This is a genomic window from uncultured Nostoc sp. (assembly GCF_964245575.1).
In the GTDB taxonomy this organism is placed as follows: domain Bacteria; phylum Cyanobacteriota; class Cyanobacteriia; order Cyanobacteriales; family Nostocaceae; genus Nostoc.
Genome location: NZ_CAXTNP010000193.1, coordinates 1 through 15352 on the forward strand (window position 1 = coordinate 1; position 15352 = coordinate 15352).

Sequence of the window (15352 nt, forward strand, 5' to 3'; positions counted from 1 at the left end):
CCCCAAGTCTCCCCTGCTCCCCACTCCCTAATTTTATTTTTGAGTAAAAAAATATATTTTTTGACACTCTTTTCATTCCCATACTGAAGTAACTGGGTTTTCAGCTTTTTTCTTATAAAATCTTCTAAGACACCTTGATTTACATAATCTAACTTTTGTGCATAGATTTCAGATTTTACCAAGTGTTTTAGGATTAGCGATGTCTACGATGAGCTTCGCTTACGCAGGGTTGATTGGTGGCATGAGTTCTGTCTTTGCCCAACAAACCATTCCCCCTTGTCAACCACCAACTGCGGGTGAGTATCTTTTATTAGTAGTCAGCCCCACAGCAGATAATCAAAAGCAGTTGCGTAGTGCCTTACCGCCAGAACTGAAGACGATTAACTGCAAATATCTCAACGAAACTGTGACGCGGATAGGGGGCTTTAATAAAATTGATGATGCCAATCGATGGGCAAGGTATGTCAGCAATATTGTTGGCTTATCTGCTATCATCACCACTCGACCAACAACGCCAGATGTGCAGCCACAGCAACAGGCGCAGCTACAGCAACCTCAGCAGACAGTTTATAATCCTCAAGCATTAGGAGAAGGTTATGCAGTGCTGGTAGATTATTACAACCGTCCAGAAATAGTAAATAGTGTGCAAAAAGTAGTGGCAGGGAACGTAGGTTTTGTTTCTTATGGACAACGCCCTTACTTGTTGGCAGTTTATACGACTAACCAAACTGAAGCATATAACACCTTGCAGAAGCTGAACAATGGCGGTTTTGTTGCCAGCATAGTAGATAGTCGTAAGGTAATTCTGCTGCGCTCAACTGTACGGTTGTAATCATTAGTCATTAGTCATCAGTCATTAGTCATTAGTCATTCGTTAATAAACTGTAGACTGTAGACTGTAGACTATTGACTAATAAGCAGACCTAGCTAACCAATAGATGGTTATGCCCAAAGCCGACCCAGCTATTACCTGAACTGGTGTATGTCCGAGTAATTCCTTGAGACGGTCTTGGCTAAAGTCTGGTTTTTCATGAAATAATTCATCAATCATTTGATTCAGGATACGAGCTTGCTTACCAGCCGCTTGGCGAACTCCGGCTGCATCATACATGACGATGATGGCAAAAATCATTGCAACGGCAAAATCAGGAGATGCCCAACCGAGTGTTTGCCCTACACCTGCGGCAAGAGCTGTAACTAAAGCTGAATGGGCACTGGGCATACCTCCGGTTGTCACTAAAACACGCACATTCAGTTTGCGATTTTTGATGATCTCGATTACGAGCTTTAGGGCTTGAGCAATTAAACAAGCTATCAAAGCAACCAGCAGCACCCGGTTGTCTAAAATGTTGCCTATGTCCTGCATGGTATTTTGGTTAGGTTAGTAAATATTAGCAGCAGTTGTTGGTTGAGGAAACATCTAGATTCAACCCAAAATCCAAAATTAACCTAGTACATCACGGTGGGAACAGACCAACTATTCAAATTCACCCAAAAGCTTACTTAAAAGCTTTTTGGATTTTGATATGAGTGAATTTTGAATTTCGCTGGACGGTGTAGTATAGCATGGCGTCAATCAACCACTCACTCCAAACCAATAAAACGCTTACGAATTACGAATTACGTTAGCGAGTCAGACGCTCCTGCGTCGCTAACGCTGCGCTATCGAGCGTCATTAGAATTACGAATTACCCAAAGCGTTACTAGTTATTGCGGCTGATGATAAAATGAGCGATCGCTTGGAGTGATTTGGCTCTCTCTCCAAATGGTTCTAATTCCGCACAAGCTGCTTTAACTAGCTCTTGGGCTTTTGAGCGCGATTCCTCAAGTCCCCAAAGGCTAGGATAGGTCACTTTCTGCGCTTTTTGGTCTTTACCCGCAGTTTTGCCTAATTGCTCTTGGGTAGAAGTGATATCCAAAATATCATCTATGATTTGGAATGCTAGCCCAATATTTTGAGCATAACGGGTCAGTCGTTGCACATCTTCAGGTGATGCCCCAGCTATGATCCCGCCACAAACTACGCAAGCTTCCAAAAGGGCGGCTGTTTTGTGTTGATGGATGAAATTTAGCGTTTCTAGGGAAATATCTGATTTCCCTTCCGACTCTAAATCGACAACTTGACCGCCGACCAAACCAGCTGCCCCCAGCGCCCGACCAAGACGGGCAATAACCTGCAAGACTAGCTCTCTGTTAACGCTTTGGGGGGTTTGAATGGCAACAAATTCAAAAGCGAGAGCCAACAAGCCATCCCCAGCCAAAATCGCCACATCTTCGCCATAGACTTTATGATTCGTCAGCTGACCACGACGGTAATCGTCATTATCCATCGCCGGCAGGTCGTCATGAATCAACGACATTGTGTGGATCATCTCTACAGCACAAGCCGTTGGCATGGCCATTTCGATGGTTCCACCGATCATTTCACAGGTAGCAAGGCAAAGAATGGGACGTACACGCTTGCCTCCAGCTAATAACGAGTAGCGCATCGCCTCATAAATCTTTTCTGGATAAATGATGGGGATAGCCTGATCTAAAGCAGTATCACAAAGCTTTTGTCGCTCTTTTAGATAAGCTGCTAAGTTAAGCGTGGCTTCCTCTGGTGGTGTCTTTTGAACGTTATCAGTTGCTACCATTCTTAAATTCCTGACATTTTGGGATTTTTGTCTTATACGTCACAATTTTAAGGTGCTGTGGCGCTGAAAAAATGAAGAATTAGGAGACGCGATTAATCGCGTCTGTACAGGAGTTAGGAATTAGGATTAATAACTCTTAACTTTTAACTGATCACTCCTCACTCCTCACTTTTTTTCTTCTCTTGCCGCCTTGGAATAGCTGGCAAATGTATTTTGCAACAATATGGCGACAGTCATCGGGCCAACACCACCAGGAACGGGGGTGATAAATTCTGCTACAGCAGATGTTGATTCAAAGTGGACATCGCCAATTAAACGGCTTTTGCCACTAGCATCGGTGACGCGATTCATTCCCACATCTACCACAACAGCGCCCGGTTTTACCATGTCAGCAGTGATCAGTTCGGGACGACCTACTGCTGCAATTAGAATATCAGCATTTTGGGTGATGGTTTTGAGGTCATGCGATCGCGAGTGAGCGATCGTGACTGTAGCATCAGCTTCTAGTAGCATCAGTGCCATTGGTTTTCCCACCAAAATACTGCGTCCCACCACTACTGCTTGTTTTCCCTGCAAAGGAATCTCATATTCTTCTAAAAGCCGCATCACACCAGCTGGGGTGCAGCTGCGTAAACCTGCTTCTCCCCGTACTAGTCGCCCCAAGTTCACTGGGTGCAGTCCATCAGCGTCTTTATCGGGATCAATTTGATGTAGCAGAGCCACAGCATCCAAGTGGTTAGGTAAGGGCAGCTGCACAAGAATTCCATCCACCCGCTCATCGTGGTTTAGTTCAGCTATCACCTCTTCTAACTCCTCAAAGGTAGTTTGGGCGGGAAAATGCTTACCAAAAGAGGCGATCCCAACTTTAGCGCAAGCTTTTTCTTTATTACGAACATAAGCCGCTGAGGCTGGATTATCGCCAACCATCAGCACTGCTAAACCAGGCGATCGCCCAATTTTTGGTTGTAATTGTGTAATGGCAACAGAAAGTTCTTGCTGAATTTTTGCAGCTATTGTTTTACCATCAAGGAGTTTGGCAGTTTTTGTTTCCATGAGAATTTCCAGCTATATTCGCCTTTTATCAAAACTCAGCCGCTTCTGGTCTAGGCATCACGTCGCAACTCTTGGAGACGCTTTGCTCCCGCTTGCTTCTTTGTAGGAGTACGCTCCGAATTGAAAATTCAGGCATTCGCATTAATAATCCCCATACTTCGGCTACGCTCAGTAACCATAAATAAATTTAGGGGCAAGTCATAAGGACCGGAGGCGGAGCCGCTCCGCCTTTGCGCCGTATTTCTCTCTTGCGTTCGCCTTCATACGAACGCGCAGTGCGTCACTAAATACATTTTTTTTCTTCTCCATAAATAAATTTACTTACTCTGTATCATGAGTCTGTTTTGGTCAACAGTCCAAAATCCAGAGTTAAAATATTGATTTTTGACTCTTGACTTTTAACTATTATTGTGAGCTTGTTTAATGTCGTAGCGTTTTTCTCACAGTAAATCCATAATCTTTATTTTCTCAGATCAATGGCGTTATCTGAAGAATAAAGAAATAAGGATGAAATTCAGAAGATTTTTTGCTCAGTTAAGAGTGTGTTTCTGAAAGTGCAGAGAATAGTATAGATAGGAACAGACCTGATGAAACTGGCGACAAAGCAAGCAGTGAAGCAAAAATTTGCTCAATCGGTGGCTTTCATGCAACAAACGAGAAATTTACCCCTTCCGTTCTTGTACGGGCACAGTATTGTTCCCTACCGCCTGGGGTTGATTTTTTTATTGGTGGTGGGACTTTGTAGTTGTGGTAGTTTAACCTCGTCTGGCTTGAATGGGACTAATTTTAAAATTGGTACCAATGTCACCCCAATTCGAGAAATTAAACCAGAAAAAGACAATAAGGCTACAGTTTACATCCAAGGTAAGGTGGAAAAGAAAGCTCCTTTGATGAAGCAGTGGGCTTATCAAATTAGTGACTCAACTGGCCAAATTTGGGTTGTTACCAATCAAAAGAATCTGGACGAGGGGGCACAAGTGGTGATTAAGGGTAAAATTCGCTACCGAAGTATCCCCTTAGCTGGGAAAGAATTGGGGGAAGTTTATCTAGAAGAGTGATTAGCAATTAAAAATTAACGCATGAACAATCAACCGATACATGTAGCGATCGCAATTATCTACCAAAAAAACAAGTTTCTCATGCAACTGCGAGACAATATCCCCGGTATTCTCTACCCTGGTTACTGGGGGCTATTTGGCGGTCATATCGAAGCTGGTGAAACGCCAGATGTAGCACTGAAGCGCGAAATTTTAGAAGAAATCGGCTATAATTTACCACACTTTGTTGAATTTGGCTGTTATCCTGACGAAAGAGTTGTTCGTCATGTCTTTCATGCACCGCTCTCGGTGGAATTAAATCAACTGGTTTTGAATGAAGGCTGGGATATGGGGTTATTGACCCCAGAAAATATTCACCAAGGTAACTGTTATTCGCAAAACGCTGGTGAAGTGCGACCTTTGGGAAATGTACACCAAAAAATTATGTTGGATTTTATTGAGACAAACCAACAAACCTAGTTTATGCTTGCTTGCGTATATTGCAATTGCAGCATGATCTCTTAGATAATTATATGCTTTTTCATGAATCAAAATCAAAGCCAAAATAAAGTTAGAACTCTTGTGGAGTCATCACTAATGCAATCAGCAAATAAACTACCGCGATGGTTAACTATAGGATTGGCATTTCCCATTATCATTCTCAACGGCTGGCTATTACTCCTGGTTGTACAGTATTTTCAACCCTTGGTCAGCATTATCGCCGCCGCCATCCTGCTAGCTTTTGTCTTGAACTATCCAATCCAGTTTCTCCAAGAACAAGGGGTAAAACGCAACCTGGCGATCGCAGGAGTGTTGCTTTTGACTGTGGTGGTTTTAGTGGGTTTAGGCATCACTTTGGTTCCCCTGATTATCCAACAGCTCAACGAGCTAGCTAATATTTTGCCCAGTTGGATTGATTCTGGTACTGAACAACTACAAGCTTTCCAGGATTGGGCCTTAAGTCAACAACAGCTTCCGATTAATTTAAGTGGTTTATTTACCCAAGTTCTCGACCGATTATCTAACCAACTTCAGTCCTTCACTGGTAGAATTCTCGGTTTTGCCGTCGATACCATTGGTATTGTCCTCAACGTGCTGCTGGCAGTAGTGCTGACTATCTATTTAATATTAAACGGCAAACGTCTTTGGGACGGAATTTTTCAGTGGTTTCCCCCTAACATTGGGTTTAAAGTACGGGAATTACTGCGAGAGGATTTCCACAATTACTTTATCGGTCAAGCAACATTAGGAGCTGTGTTAGGGGTGACAATTACACTAGCGTTTTTGGCGCTGCAAGTTCCCTTAGCTCTACTTTTTGGCATCGGTATTGGTTTGTTTTCTCTCTTCCCCTTTGGTACAGGGGTAGGTATCGCTATAGTAAGTTTGTTGGTGGCGCTGCAAAATTTTTGGTTAGGAGTTGAAGTCTTAGGTGTAGCTGTTGCAATCGACCAAGTTAATTCTAATTTTATAGCACCGAGAATTCTTGGCAATTTGACTGGGCTAAATCCCGTGTGGGTGGTAATTTCTTTGCTGTTGGGGGCAAAGTTGGGAGGAGTTCTGGGTTTGTTAATTGCAATTCCTATTGCCAGTTTTATCAAGGATATAACAGATAGCTGGCGGGCTGGAGAGTTTAATAAGTTAGATGATATCGAGTCAGAACCTGTTACGGTGATTAGTAAGAGAGCAGGAACTTATAGTTAAATTAAATATGTAAGTGAAGGAAACCTCACAATATTGATTATTTAGAAAAATGTCTATCCTTCGTAAAGCTCTAACAGTGAAAATAAATTTTGGGTGTATTCATCAGCAGGGTTAAGGTTGCCGTAAATAAAGCTAACTGGGTTGTTGATTTCGTGTGCCACACCTGCAACTAGTTGACCCAAACTGGACATTTTTTCGCTTTGAATTAACTGAGTTTGGGTGTTTTGTAATTTGTATAATGCTGTTTCTAGTTCTTGTGCTTGCTGTCGGAGGGCTCTTTCTGCTTGTTTGCGTTCTGTGATATCTCGAAAATACCAAATTCTGCCGTAATAATCTCCATCGGGCGATCGCACTGACGCACAATAACGATCAAACGTCCGTCCATCCTTGAGCAAAATTTCATCACGGCTGTTTTTCTCTGGATGCTGGTACAGATATTCGACTTGAGCGAGAAATTCTGCTGGATCTTCTAGTAGGTCTAGCACACATTCTAGGAGTTGCCAGTCTGAACCAGTCTGGATTATTGCCGGAGGAATTTGCCATAAAGAGGAGAAATATTGATTGAATGATGCAATTTGACGATTTTCATCAATAATCAGAATGCCGTCGATTGAAGCTTCTTGTTGAGCTTGCAGTACAGCATTACTACGGCGCAGGGCAGCTTCTGCTCGTTTCAGTTCAGTAATGTTAGTAGCTATGCCGGTTGTACCTAAAACATTCCCAACTTCATCCCACAACACCATTGCATTACATAGTAAATTTCGCTTGATACCATCTTTTGCAAGCACAACAGCTTCGTACTCAAACACTGACTCTCCTGCCAATATAGGGGGCAAAATTCCTGGCTCTTGCTGAAATTGTTTAGGCGGCTCAAACTCACTACACTGACGACCAATCATTTCTGCTGGCTCATAGCCATAGATGCTTTTGACTGCTTCATTTACAAAAGTCCAACATCCTTGGGCATCTACTGACCAAATCATGTTCTGAGAGGTCTCAACCAAGTGACGGTACTTTTTCTCACTTTCCTTCAAGGCAAGTTCTGTTTGTATACGCTTGATCCCCAAGGAAATCTCGTTTGCAGCCAATTGCAATGCCTCTAAGACTGATTCTGTCAGGGTTTGGCGGGCAAACATCGCAATGACGCCAATAAGATTGCCGTCCAAAATTAGGGGATATCCTGCAAAAGCAACCATGCCTTCCTGCTTTGCCCATTCTTGATTGCTTACACGCGGATCATCTAGAACTTTATTAGTCAGGTGAGGTTGACGTTCTTGAGCAATCAATCCAATTTTGAACATCCCTACAGGAACACGAGCGTGGGGGCCATTAATATGAGTGTACATTCCGGAGCTAGCTTGCAATTCCAGTACGTTTTCTTGGGTATTCAGCGTCCAGATGCGGGCAAAGGCAGCATTAACGTGGTTGACTAGAGCATCAGTACAACGCTTGAGAATTGGCTGTAGTGTCTGACCTTGGGTGATAGCAGTGTTTATTTCTACATGCAAAGCTGCTAAAGAGACTTTTTCCGCTAGTTCAGCTTCTACCCGCTTTTGCTGTGTGAAATCGCGAATAGTCCCAACTAAAAAATGATTACCTAGCTCATCCTCAAACAAACATTTTTTAGTCATGATAAAGTGTGTTACGCCAGAGGAATCTGTAAAAAATTCCTCATTTTCATCAGTTATGCCTGTAGTGAAAACCAGTTCATCTTTTTCCCAAAACACATCAGCTTCCGCAACAGGAAAGAGATCATAGTCAGATTTGCCAATTAATTCTTCTCGGCTATGCCCGATGAAATTACAGAAGGCATCGTTAAGTAGTATCCACTGATGTTGGTGGTTTTTGACAAAAATTGGGTCAGGTATACCGTTGATCATCCGCAGTAGAAAAGCCAGCGAGAAGTTTTGCTGCTGCGTATATTGGGCAAAAGAGGAGTCATTGAGAGATTTGCAATTATTCATACGCTCAGTCGGATCTAAAATCAAGCTAAAACTTAAACGTCTAGCCATGCGTGTGTCAGCCTTATACCAATTTTGTATGAAGTTGCATAGAATTAGAAAGCTAAAACCTTTGCTTGGCAATCCTTTCACCCTTATCCTGTTTCATGCAGCTTTACAATAATTTGGTATTAGTGATATTTATTATTCCCAAAGTTTTTGCTGAATTATAAGCACTTTTATTTCACAGTCAGTTGTAGGGGGTCAGCGTAGCCAATTTGGTCAAATTGGAGGCGCTAGCCTCAAAGGCTTGTACAGCAATGCTTCCATTCAGGTATATCAAGGGTGATATTTCATCTCCGACAGATGGTCATGAGTTTAAGTAGAGTTTGATCAGAAATAAAAATCAGATGCTAACTAATTTAGATTAAGTAAAATTACAAAATTATTATAGAGATTTTATTAACCCTTAGATAACTCAATCTTTACTTGTTCCGATAACAGAATGTGCTAAACACTTATCCTGTAATCCTTCTTAAGCTTGCCATTATTTATCATGGAATCTAATCGACCATTGCAACTAAACCGCCGCCAGTTTTTGCTCCGTTCAACTATCACAGCAGGTGGAATTATTGCCACAAATCTTGTATCCAAATCACAAGTTTTTGCCCAAGCACCTGCCATTATCACTTCTGACAAAATGCGTCCTGCTATACCCTATGGTGTAGCTACCGGAGATATCTGCAACGATAGCATTGTTATTTGGAGCCGTAGCGATCGCCCCGCCAAAATGATCGTAGAATACTCTACCAGCGAATCTTTTCGCAATGTGCAACGAGTTGTGGGGCCCAATGCTTTAAAAAATAGCGACTTTACAGCACGACTTTATCTGAGGAACTTACCACCAGACCAACAATTATTTTATCGGGTAATCTTCCAAGATTTAGATTATAAAGGCACATACAGCGCTCCTGTCAAAGGCACTTTCCGCACTCCTCCCAAATCTGGACGAGATGTATTCTTTGTTTGGGGTGGCGACACTGCCGGTCAGGGATGGGGGATTAATCCTGATTTTGGTGGGATGAAAATTTATGAAACTATGCGTCAACTTAATCCCGACTTTTTCATTCATTCTGGCGATAATATTTATGCTGATGGCCCGATTCAATCAGAAGTAACTTTAGACGACGGCACTATTTGGAAAAACATCACTACACCAGAAAAATCCAAAGTAGCAGAGACTCTTACAGAATATCGTGGCAACTATATTTACAATTTGCTGGATGAAAACATCAAGCGTTTCAACGCTGAAGTTCCCATATTAGCACAGTGGGACGACCACGAAACAAGGAACAATTGGTATCCTGGGCAAATTATCTTGAACGATGACCGCTACACAGTTAAGGATGTTAACTTGCTAGCAGAAAGGGCAAGACAAGCGTTTTTAGAATATCTGCCTATTGGATATGAAAGCAATAATCCAGATAAGGCGAAAATTTATCGCTCTTTCAACTATGGCCCATTATTAGACATTTTTATGCTGGATGAGCGTACCTACCGGGGGCCAAACTCTCCCAATAATCAGCCGGTACCAAGTAAAAAAACAGATTTTTTGAGCAGAAAACAAGTGCAATGGTTGAAAAGGCAATTGCTATCATCAAAAGCAACATGGAAAGTGATTGCTAGTGATATGCCTTTGGGACTGATAGTTAAAGACGGTAGCACAGACTTTGAAGCTTGGGCTAATGGAGATGGCCCAGCTTTAGGAAGAGAACTAGAACTTGCTGATTTACTACGATTTATCAAAAATAAAAATATTCACAATGTTGTTTGGTTAACTGCTGATGTACATTATGCAGCAGCCCACTATTACGACCCTGCTAAAGCACAGTTTACCGACTTTAAGCCTTTTTGGGAGTTCGTCGCCGGCCCTCTGAACTCTGGCACATTTGGCCCCAATCAATTAGAAAATACTTTTGGCCCACAATTAATATTTCAAAGCCTTCCTCCAGGTACAAAAGCAAATCGACCGCCAAGTGAAGGTTTGCAATTCTTTGGAGGAGTTAAAATTGATGCTGATACAAAGGTGATGACAGTAACACTGCGTAATTTGGCTGGGAAAACTGTTTACAGTGTAGATTTACCACCAGAAAAATAAATCCTCAAAAGCACAGTGATATGTAGCCAGTTAGATAGAGTAATTACACAATTCTTTACTCTGTCTCCTGGCTTTGCTGTTTTTTTGCTGAGATGTCGAAGAAGAAAAAATCTGGCGTTGCTGGATGACGGTATGATTGAATAACGCAGAGGCGCAGAGACAAGCTTGCAATTAAGCAATGCCAAAAACCTTATAGTAGAAGTAAAATCCTATCATTTTTGGAGTAGGTCATGCTTAAGCAACTAATCCTGGAAAATTGGAAAAGTTTCCGTTATGCAGAGCTTCCACTTGACCCGTTGACTGTTCTGATTGGGACGAATGCGAGTGGAAAATCTAATGTGGTTGAGGCTTTGGAGTTTTTACAAAGAATAGCTAGAGGTGAGAATGTTGAAGCAGCTTTAGCAGGAGATAAAACACTTACATCTATTAGAGGTGGCTTAGAGTGGGCTGCACTTAAACCCGAAACTCAATTCACATTAAATGCTTTAGTTCAGGGTGAAGATCATAAAACAGACTACTTCTATGTTCTACAAATACAAATACTAAGTGAAGTCAAAGTTATAGAAGAATATATTGAGCGTCAAAATTTAAATGAAGACCATACTATTAATTGTGTAGAAAAATTCACTGTTAAAAAAATAGATTTAAATACAAAAAGTGGCATGAGAGAGTCAGTATATTATTTTAATTTTAGGGACATTATATCTAATGATATATATTTCAGCACGGCCGAAGATGGTAGCATAATTTTAGGCAAAGAACTGGAAGAAAAATATTTTCCTTTAAAAATTAAAGCTATCAATTGTGTTGTTTCCACTTTGAAAGAAATTTTGATTCTGAATCCTATCCCCTCTAAAATGCGTGAGTACTCACGCCTATCTGACACTCTTGAAAACGATGCCTCCAATATTGCTGGTGTACTAGCAGCATTATCTGAAGAACATAAAACTGAAGTAGAATTCACTCTATCTAACTACATCAAAGATTTCCCAGAAGGCGATATTCAAAAAGTATGGGCAGAAAAAGTTGGTAGATTTGGTACTGATGCCATGCTTTACTGTCAGGAAGAATGGAAACCTGGTCATGTTACAGAAATTGATGCTAGAACGATGTCAGATGGAACTCTCCGCTTTCTAGCAATCCTCACAGCGTTGCTTACTCGACCAGAAAATAGTCAATTAGTAATTGAAGAAATAGATAACGGGCTTCATCCATCGCGTGCGGAATTGCTAGTCAGAATACTAAGGGAAATTGGCAGCAAAAGAAAAATTGATATTTTACTAACTACCCATAACCCAGCTTTGCTTGATGCTTTAGGCCCAGAGATAGTTCCTTTTGTGGTTGTCGCACACCGCGATCAAGAAACTGGAGAAAGTAAGCTGACACTTTTAGAAGATATTGATAATTTTTCTAAGTTATTTGCATCATATTCATTGGGTGATATGACAACTAAGGGTGCAATTGAAAGAAGCCTTTCTCATAGTGAATAGTTACTAATATGAGAAAAGTGCTACTCATCGATACATCGCTTTTATGCGTTTGGTTACAAGTTCCAGGTAGAGAAACTGCTGGTAATAATGAATGGGATTTTGAGCGTGTAAATCAGAAAATTCAAGCAGAAATCGCCAAATCAACAACGCTGGTACTTCCTTTAGCTGCTGTTATAGAAACAGGTAATCACATTGCACAGGCTAAAACAGCAAATTCGGAAAGTAAACGTATAGCAGCTCAAAAATTTGCTGAAATCATAACTTATGCAGCTGATGAAACCACACCTTGGGCTAAGTTCCGTGAGCAAATTGTTCTTTGGGAAGAGGAAGCATTGAAAAATTTAGCCGCTAAATTCCCCAATCAAGCTGTAGGAAAGACTTCTATGGGTGATGCCAGTATTGTAATATTGGGCTGGCATTATCACCAAAAGGATTTCCATGTAGAGTTCCTGACTGATGATGACAAGCTAAAATCCCAGGAACCACCTCCGCCACTTCCACCTACACGGCGTAGTGATCGCACCAAAAGGTAAAATATTCTTGAGCGATCGCCCTTCAACTTTCACATCACGTTATCATCAAATATTGTGGAATTTCCGTGCGTAACTCAATAGCATCTATGACCGCTTCCCACTCTGAAACTCCATCTACCAAACCCGACGCGAGTACTTTTATTTCCGACCATCGACAGGTAGACCGCAGCAAGCTAAGTCAAATGTACCTGCACTATGTCGAGACGAAGGATAAATATCCTCACGCGGTATTGCTGTATCGGGTAGGAGATTTCTTTGAATGCTATTTCCAAGATGCTGTAAAACTAGCCCAAGAATTAGAATTAGTTCTCACTAGCAAGCAAGCTGGAGAACAGGGACGGGTAGCCATGTCTGGTGTTCCGCATCACGCTTGGGAACGCTACGCGACGATGCTGGTAGAAAAAGGCTATGCAGTGGTAATTTGCGACCAAGTGGAAGATGCTTCTGAAGCTGCTGGTAGATTGGTGCGGCGGGAAGTAACGCGTATCCTGACTCCTGGTACTTTGCTAGAAGAGGGAATGCTCAAATCAAGTCGCAATAATTACCTAGCAGCAGTAGTAATTGCCGCAAATCATTGGGGTTTAGCCTATGCAGACATCTCTACAGGCGAATTTCTGACTACTCAAGGCAGTGATTTAGAACATCTGACACAGGAATTAATGCGCTTGCAACCTTCAGAGGTGTTAGTTCCCACAAATGCGCCCGATTTGGGTAGCTTACTGCGTCCGGGAGAAACTTCGCCGCATCTCCCCCAGTGCTTGCCATCATCATTTTGTTATAGTTTGCGATCGCAAGTTCCATTTTCCCAAGGCGAAGCTAGACCGAGATTATTGCAGAAATTTAAGGTGCGATCGCTCGAAGGACTCGGTTGCGATCATCTTCCCCTCGCCGTTCGTGCGGCTGGCGGTCTTCTGGAATACTTGGAAGATACTCAAAAAGAAAACCCTGTCACCCTTCAAAGACTCCGCAGCTACACTGTCACCGACTACCTAATTGTTGACAATCAAACCCGCCGTAACCTGGAAATTACCCAAACTGTTCGGGATGGTACTTTTCACGGTTCCCTACTCTGGGCATTAGATAAAACTAATACAGCTATGGGTGGGCGGGCTTTACGGCGGTGGTTATTGCAACCCCTACTCGATATTAAAGGCATTCGGGCGCGGCAAGATACCATCCAAGAATTGATGGAAAATACGCCCCTGCGGCAAGATTTGCGGCAATTGTTACGCCAAATTTATGACCTAGAACGTTTGACAGGAAGGGCGGGTTCTGGTACAGCTAATGCTAGAGATTTAGTAGCTTTGGCAGATTCCCTCTCACGCTTACCAGAATTATCCAACTTAGTAACTGAGGCGCGTTCTCCATTTCTCAAAGCTTTGCAGAAAGTCCCAACTGTGTTGGAAGAATTAGCACAAAAGTTACACGCGCATCTTGTGGAGTCGCCACCCATCCTAATCAAAGAAGGCGGATTGATTCGCCCTAGTGTAAATCCCTTGTTGGATGAGAGAAAGGCAACTGTAGAAGCGGATCAGCAATGGATTGCCAATTTAGAAGTTGATGAGAGAGCTAAAACGGGTATTTCCACTCTGAAGGTAGGATTTAACAAAACCTTTGGTTATTATATCAGTATTTCCCGCACCAAAGCTGATCAAGTACCCGCTAATTATATCCGTAAGCAAACCCTGACCAATGAGGAACGTTACATTACCCCAGATTTGAAGGAACGGGAAGCCCGGATTCTCACAGCGCGGGATGATTTAAATCAGTTGGAATATGAGATTTTTACGGTGTTGCGGGAAGAGGTAGCACAAGAGGCGGAAGTAATTCGCAATCTGTCTCGTGCAGTGGCGGCGGCGGATGTGTTGTGTGGTTTGGCTGAGTTAGCGGTGCATCAAGGTTACTGTTGTCCAGAAATGTTGCCAGGAAGGGAGATAAACATTGTTGATGGGCGTCATCCGGTGGTGGAACAGTCTTTGCCTGCGGGTTTCTTTGTGCCGAATTCGACGCAATTGGGAGAAGAGTCATTTGTCATTAGTCATTTGTCATTGGGAGATGACCAAGGACAAATAACAAATGACAAAGGACAAAAGACAAATGACAATCCCGATTTGATCATCCTCACCGGGCCAAATGCGAGTGGTAAAAGTTGTTATTTGCGTCAAGTGGGATTGATTCAGTTAATGGCGCAGATTGGTAGTTTTGTACCAGCTAGGTTTGCCAGATTGGGAATATGCGATCGCATTTTCACCCGTGTAGGTGCAGTAGATGATCTTGCAACTGGTCAATCTACTTTCATGGTGGAGATGAATGAAACGGCGAATATTCTCAACCATGCCACATCTAGGTCGCTAGTACTGTTAGATGAAATTGGTCGCGGAACAGCAACATTTGATGGTCTTTCCATAGCTTGGGCGGTGGCGGAATATATCGCAGTGGATATTCGGGCGCGAACGATTTTTGCTACTCACTATCATGAATTGAATGAACTAGCAAGTATTTTGCCGAATGTGGCTAATTATCAAGTGACAGTGAAGGAATTACCCGACCAAATTATCTTTTTGCACCAAGTCCAACCAGGAGGCGCTGATAAGTCTTATGGGATTGAGGCGGGAAGATTGGCGGGTTTACCAGCCGTAGTTATTCAACGAGCAAAACAAGTGATGGGGCAAATTGAGAAGCATAGTAAGATTGCAATGGGGCTGCAAAATCTGGATTGATGTCTTACCGCATTTCCTTAACATTGCAAGCCGATGCATTAAGATTGTAAGTCGATACATTAAGATTGCAAGCCGATGCATTAA

13 protein-coding genes are annotated in these 15352 nt (G+C 42.3%); 8 read left to right on the top strand and 5 right to left on the bottom strand.

Features of this window, described 5'->3' with window-relative positions; all coding sequences use genetic code 11:
• Window positions 1-182, bottom strand: a 182-nt coding sequence (locus ACFFAP_RS25770) for a hypothetical protein (RefSeq protein ID WP_375513887.1), incomplete at its 3' end; no start/stop codon positions are given.
• A 17-nt stretch (window positions 183-199) separates the two neighbouring features.
• Here ACFFAP_RS25770 and ACFFAP_RS25775 point away from each other — a divergent pair.
• The gene (locus ACFFAP_RS25775; RefSeq protein ID WP_375513888.1) at window positions 200-832 is read left to right on the top strand and encodes a hypothetical protein; all 633 of its coding nucleotides are present in this window, start codon (window positions 200-202) and stop codon (window positions 830-832) included.
• Between the two features lie 78 nt (window positions 833-910).
• On the opposite strand, the gene ACFFAP_RS25780 is transcribed toward ACFFAP_RS25775, so the two are convergent.
• The 3 genes from ACFFAP_RS25780 to folD form a co-directional block, all read right to left on the bottom strand.
• Window positions 911-1366, bottom strand: coding sequence for a divergent PAP2 family protein (locus tag ACFFAP_RS25780; RefSeq protein WP_375513889.1), 456 nt, complete (start codon window positions 1364-1366; stop codon window positions 911-913).
• Window positions 1367-1703: 337 nt separating this feature from the next.
• Window positions 1704-2636 (bottom strand): geranylgeranyl diphosphate synthase CrtE, encoded by a 933-nt coding sequence (crtE, locus tag ACFFAP_RS25785; RefSeq protein WP_375513890.1) that lies wholly within the window; start codon window positions 2634-2636, stop codon window positions 1704-1706.
• A 165-nt stretch (window positions 2637-2801) separates the two neighbouring features.
• The gene (gene folD / locus ACFFAP_RS25790; RefSeq protein WP_375513891.1) at window positions 2802-3689 is read right to left on the bottom strand and encodes a bifunctional methylenetetrahydrofolate dehydrogenase/methenyltetrahydrofolate cyclohydrolase FolD; all 888 of its coding nucleotides are present in this window, start codon (window positions 3687-3689) and stop codon (window positions 2802-2804) included.
• A 587-nt stretch (window positions 3690-4276) separates the two neighbouring features.
• Between folD and ACFFAP_RS25795 the strand changes: the two genes are divergently transcribed.
• The 3 genes from ACFFAP_RS25795 (at window position 4277) to ACFFAP_RS25805 (ending at window position 6427) form a co-directional block, all read left to right on the top strand.
• The gene (locus ACFFAP_RS25795) at window positions 4277-4747 is read left to right on the top strand and encodes an OB-fold nucleic acid binding domain-containing protein (RefSeq protein WP_375513892.1); all 471 of its coding nucleotides are present in this window, start codon (window positions 4277-4279) and stop codon (window positions 4745-4747) included.
• A 21-nt stretch (window positions 4748-4768) separates the two neighbouring features.
• The gene (locus ACFFAP_RS25800; protein ID WP_375513893.1) at window positions 4769-5206 is read left to right on the top strand and encodes an NUDIX domain-containing protein; all 438 of its coding nucleotides are present in this window, start codon (window positions 4769-4771) and stop codon (window positions 5204-5206) included.
• A 117-nt stretch (window positions 5207-5323) separates the two neighbouring features.
• Window positions 5324-6427 carry an AI-2E family transporter gene (locus ACFFAP_RS25805; protein ID WP_375513894.1) on the top strand — a complete coding sequence of 368 codons (1104 nt, stop codon included), beginning with the start codon at window positions 5324-5326 and terminating at the stop codon, window positions 6425-6427.
• 53 nt (window positions 6428-6480) lie between these two features.
• Here ACFFAP_RS25805 and ACFFAP_RS25810 read toward each other — a convergent pair whose 3' ends face one another.
• Window positions 6481-8439: a PAS domain S-box protein gene (locus tag ACFFAP_RS25810; RefSeq protein ID WP_375513895.1), complete on the bottom strand. Its 1959-nt coding sequence runs from the start codon at window positions 8437-8439 to the stop codon at window positions 6481-6483.
• 484 nt (window positions 8440-8923) lie between these two features.
• Here ACFFAP_RS25810 and ACFFAP_RS25815 point away from each other — a divergent pair, with 484 nt between their 5' ends.
• From ACFFAP_RS25815 to mutS, 4 genes are all read left to right on the top strand, one after another.
• Window positions 8924-10525 carry an alkaline phosphatase D family protein gene (locus ACFFAP_RS25815; RefSeq protein ID WP_375513896.1) on the top strand — a complete coding sequence of 534 codons (1602 nt, stop codon included), beginning with the start codon at window positions 8924-8926 and terminating at the stop codon, window positions 10523-10525.
• A 230-nt stretch (window positions 10526-10755) separates the two neighbouring features.
• The gene (locus ACFFAP_RS25820) at window positions 10756-12015 is read left to right on the top strand and encodes an AAA family ATPase (RefSeq protein ID WP_375513897.1); all 1260 of its coding nucleotides are present in this window, start codon (window positions 10756-10758) and stop codon (window positions 12013-12015) included.
• Between the two features lie 8 nt (window positions 12016-12023).
• On the top strand, window positions 12024-12548 hold the full coding sequence (locus ACFFAP_RS25825; protein ID WP_375513898.1) for a hypothetical protein: 525 nt from the start codon (window positions 12024-12026) through the stop codon (window positions 12546-12548).
• Window positions 12549-12634: 86 nt separating this feature from the next.
• Window positions 12635-15268 carry a DNA mismatch repair protein MutS gene (mutS, locus tag ACFFAP_RS25830; protein ID WP_375513899.1) on the top strand — a complete coding sequence of 878 codons (2634 nt, stop codon included), beginning with the start codon at window positions 12635-12637 and terminating at the stop codon, window positions 15266-15268.
• Window positions 15269-15352 lie beyond the last annotated feature (84 nt).

Coding starts and splice junctions, on each gene's coding strand:
- ACFFAP_RS25775 (WP_375513888.1), top strand. CDS start 200: ATGTCTACGATGAGCTTCGCTTACGCAGGGTTGATTGGTGGCATGAGT.
- ACFFAP_RS25820 (WP_375513897.1), top strand. CDS start 10,756: ATGCTTAAGCAACTAATCCTGGAAAATTGGAAAAGTTTCCGTTATGCA.
- ACFFAP_RS25780 (WP_375513889.1), bottom strand. CDS start 1,366: ATGCAGGACATAGGCAACATTTTAGACAACCGGGTGCTGCTGGTTGCT.
- ACFFAP_RS25795 (WP_375513892.1), top strand. CDS start 4,277: ATGAAACTGGCGACAAAGCAAGCAGTGAAGCAAAAATTTGCTCAATCG.
- ACFFAP_RS25825 (WP_375513898.1), top strand. CDS start 12,024: ATGAGAAAAGTGCTACTCATCGATACATCGCTTTTATGCGTTTGGTTA.
- folD (WP_375513891.1), bottom strand. CDS start 3,689: ATGGAAACAAAAACTGCCAAACTCCTTGATGGTAAAACAATAGCTGCA.
- ACFFAP_RS25810 (WP_375513895.1), bottom strand. CDS start 8,439: ATGGCTAGACGTTTAAGTTTTAGCTTGATTTTAGATCCGACTGAGCGT.
- ACFFAP_RS25800 (WP_375513893.1), top strand. CDS start 4,769: ATGAACAATCAACCGATACATGTAGCGATCGCAATTATCTACCAAAAA.
- ACFFAP_RS25815 (WP_375513896.1), top strand. CDS start 8,924: ATGGAATCTAATCGACCATTGCAACTAAACCGCCGCCAGTTTTTGCTC.
- crtE (WP_375513890.1), bottom strand. CDS start 2,636: ATGGTAGCAACTGATAACGTTCAAAAGACACCACCAGAGGAAGCCACG.
- ACFFAP_RS25805 (WP_375513894.1), top strand. CDS start 5,324: ATGCAATCAGCAAATAAACTACCGCGATGGTTAACTATAGGATTGGCA.
- mutS (WP_375513899.1), top strand. CDS start 12,635: ATGACCGCTTCCCACTCTGAAACTCCATCTACCAAACCCGACGCGAGT.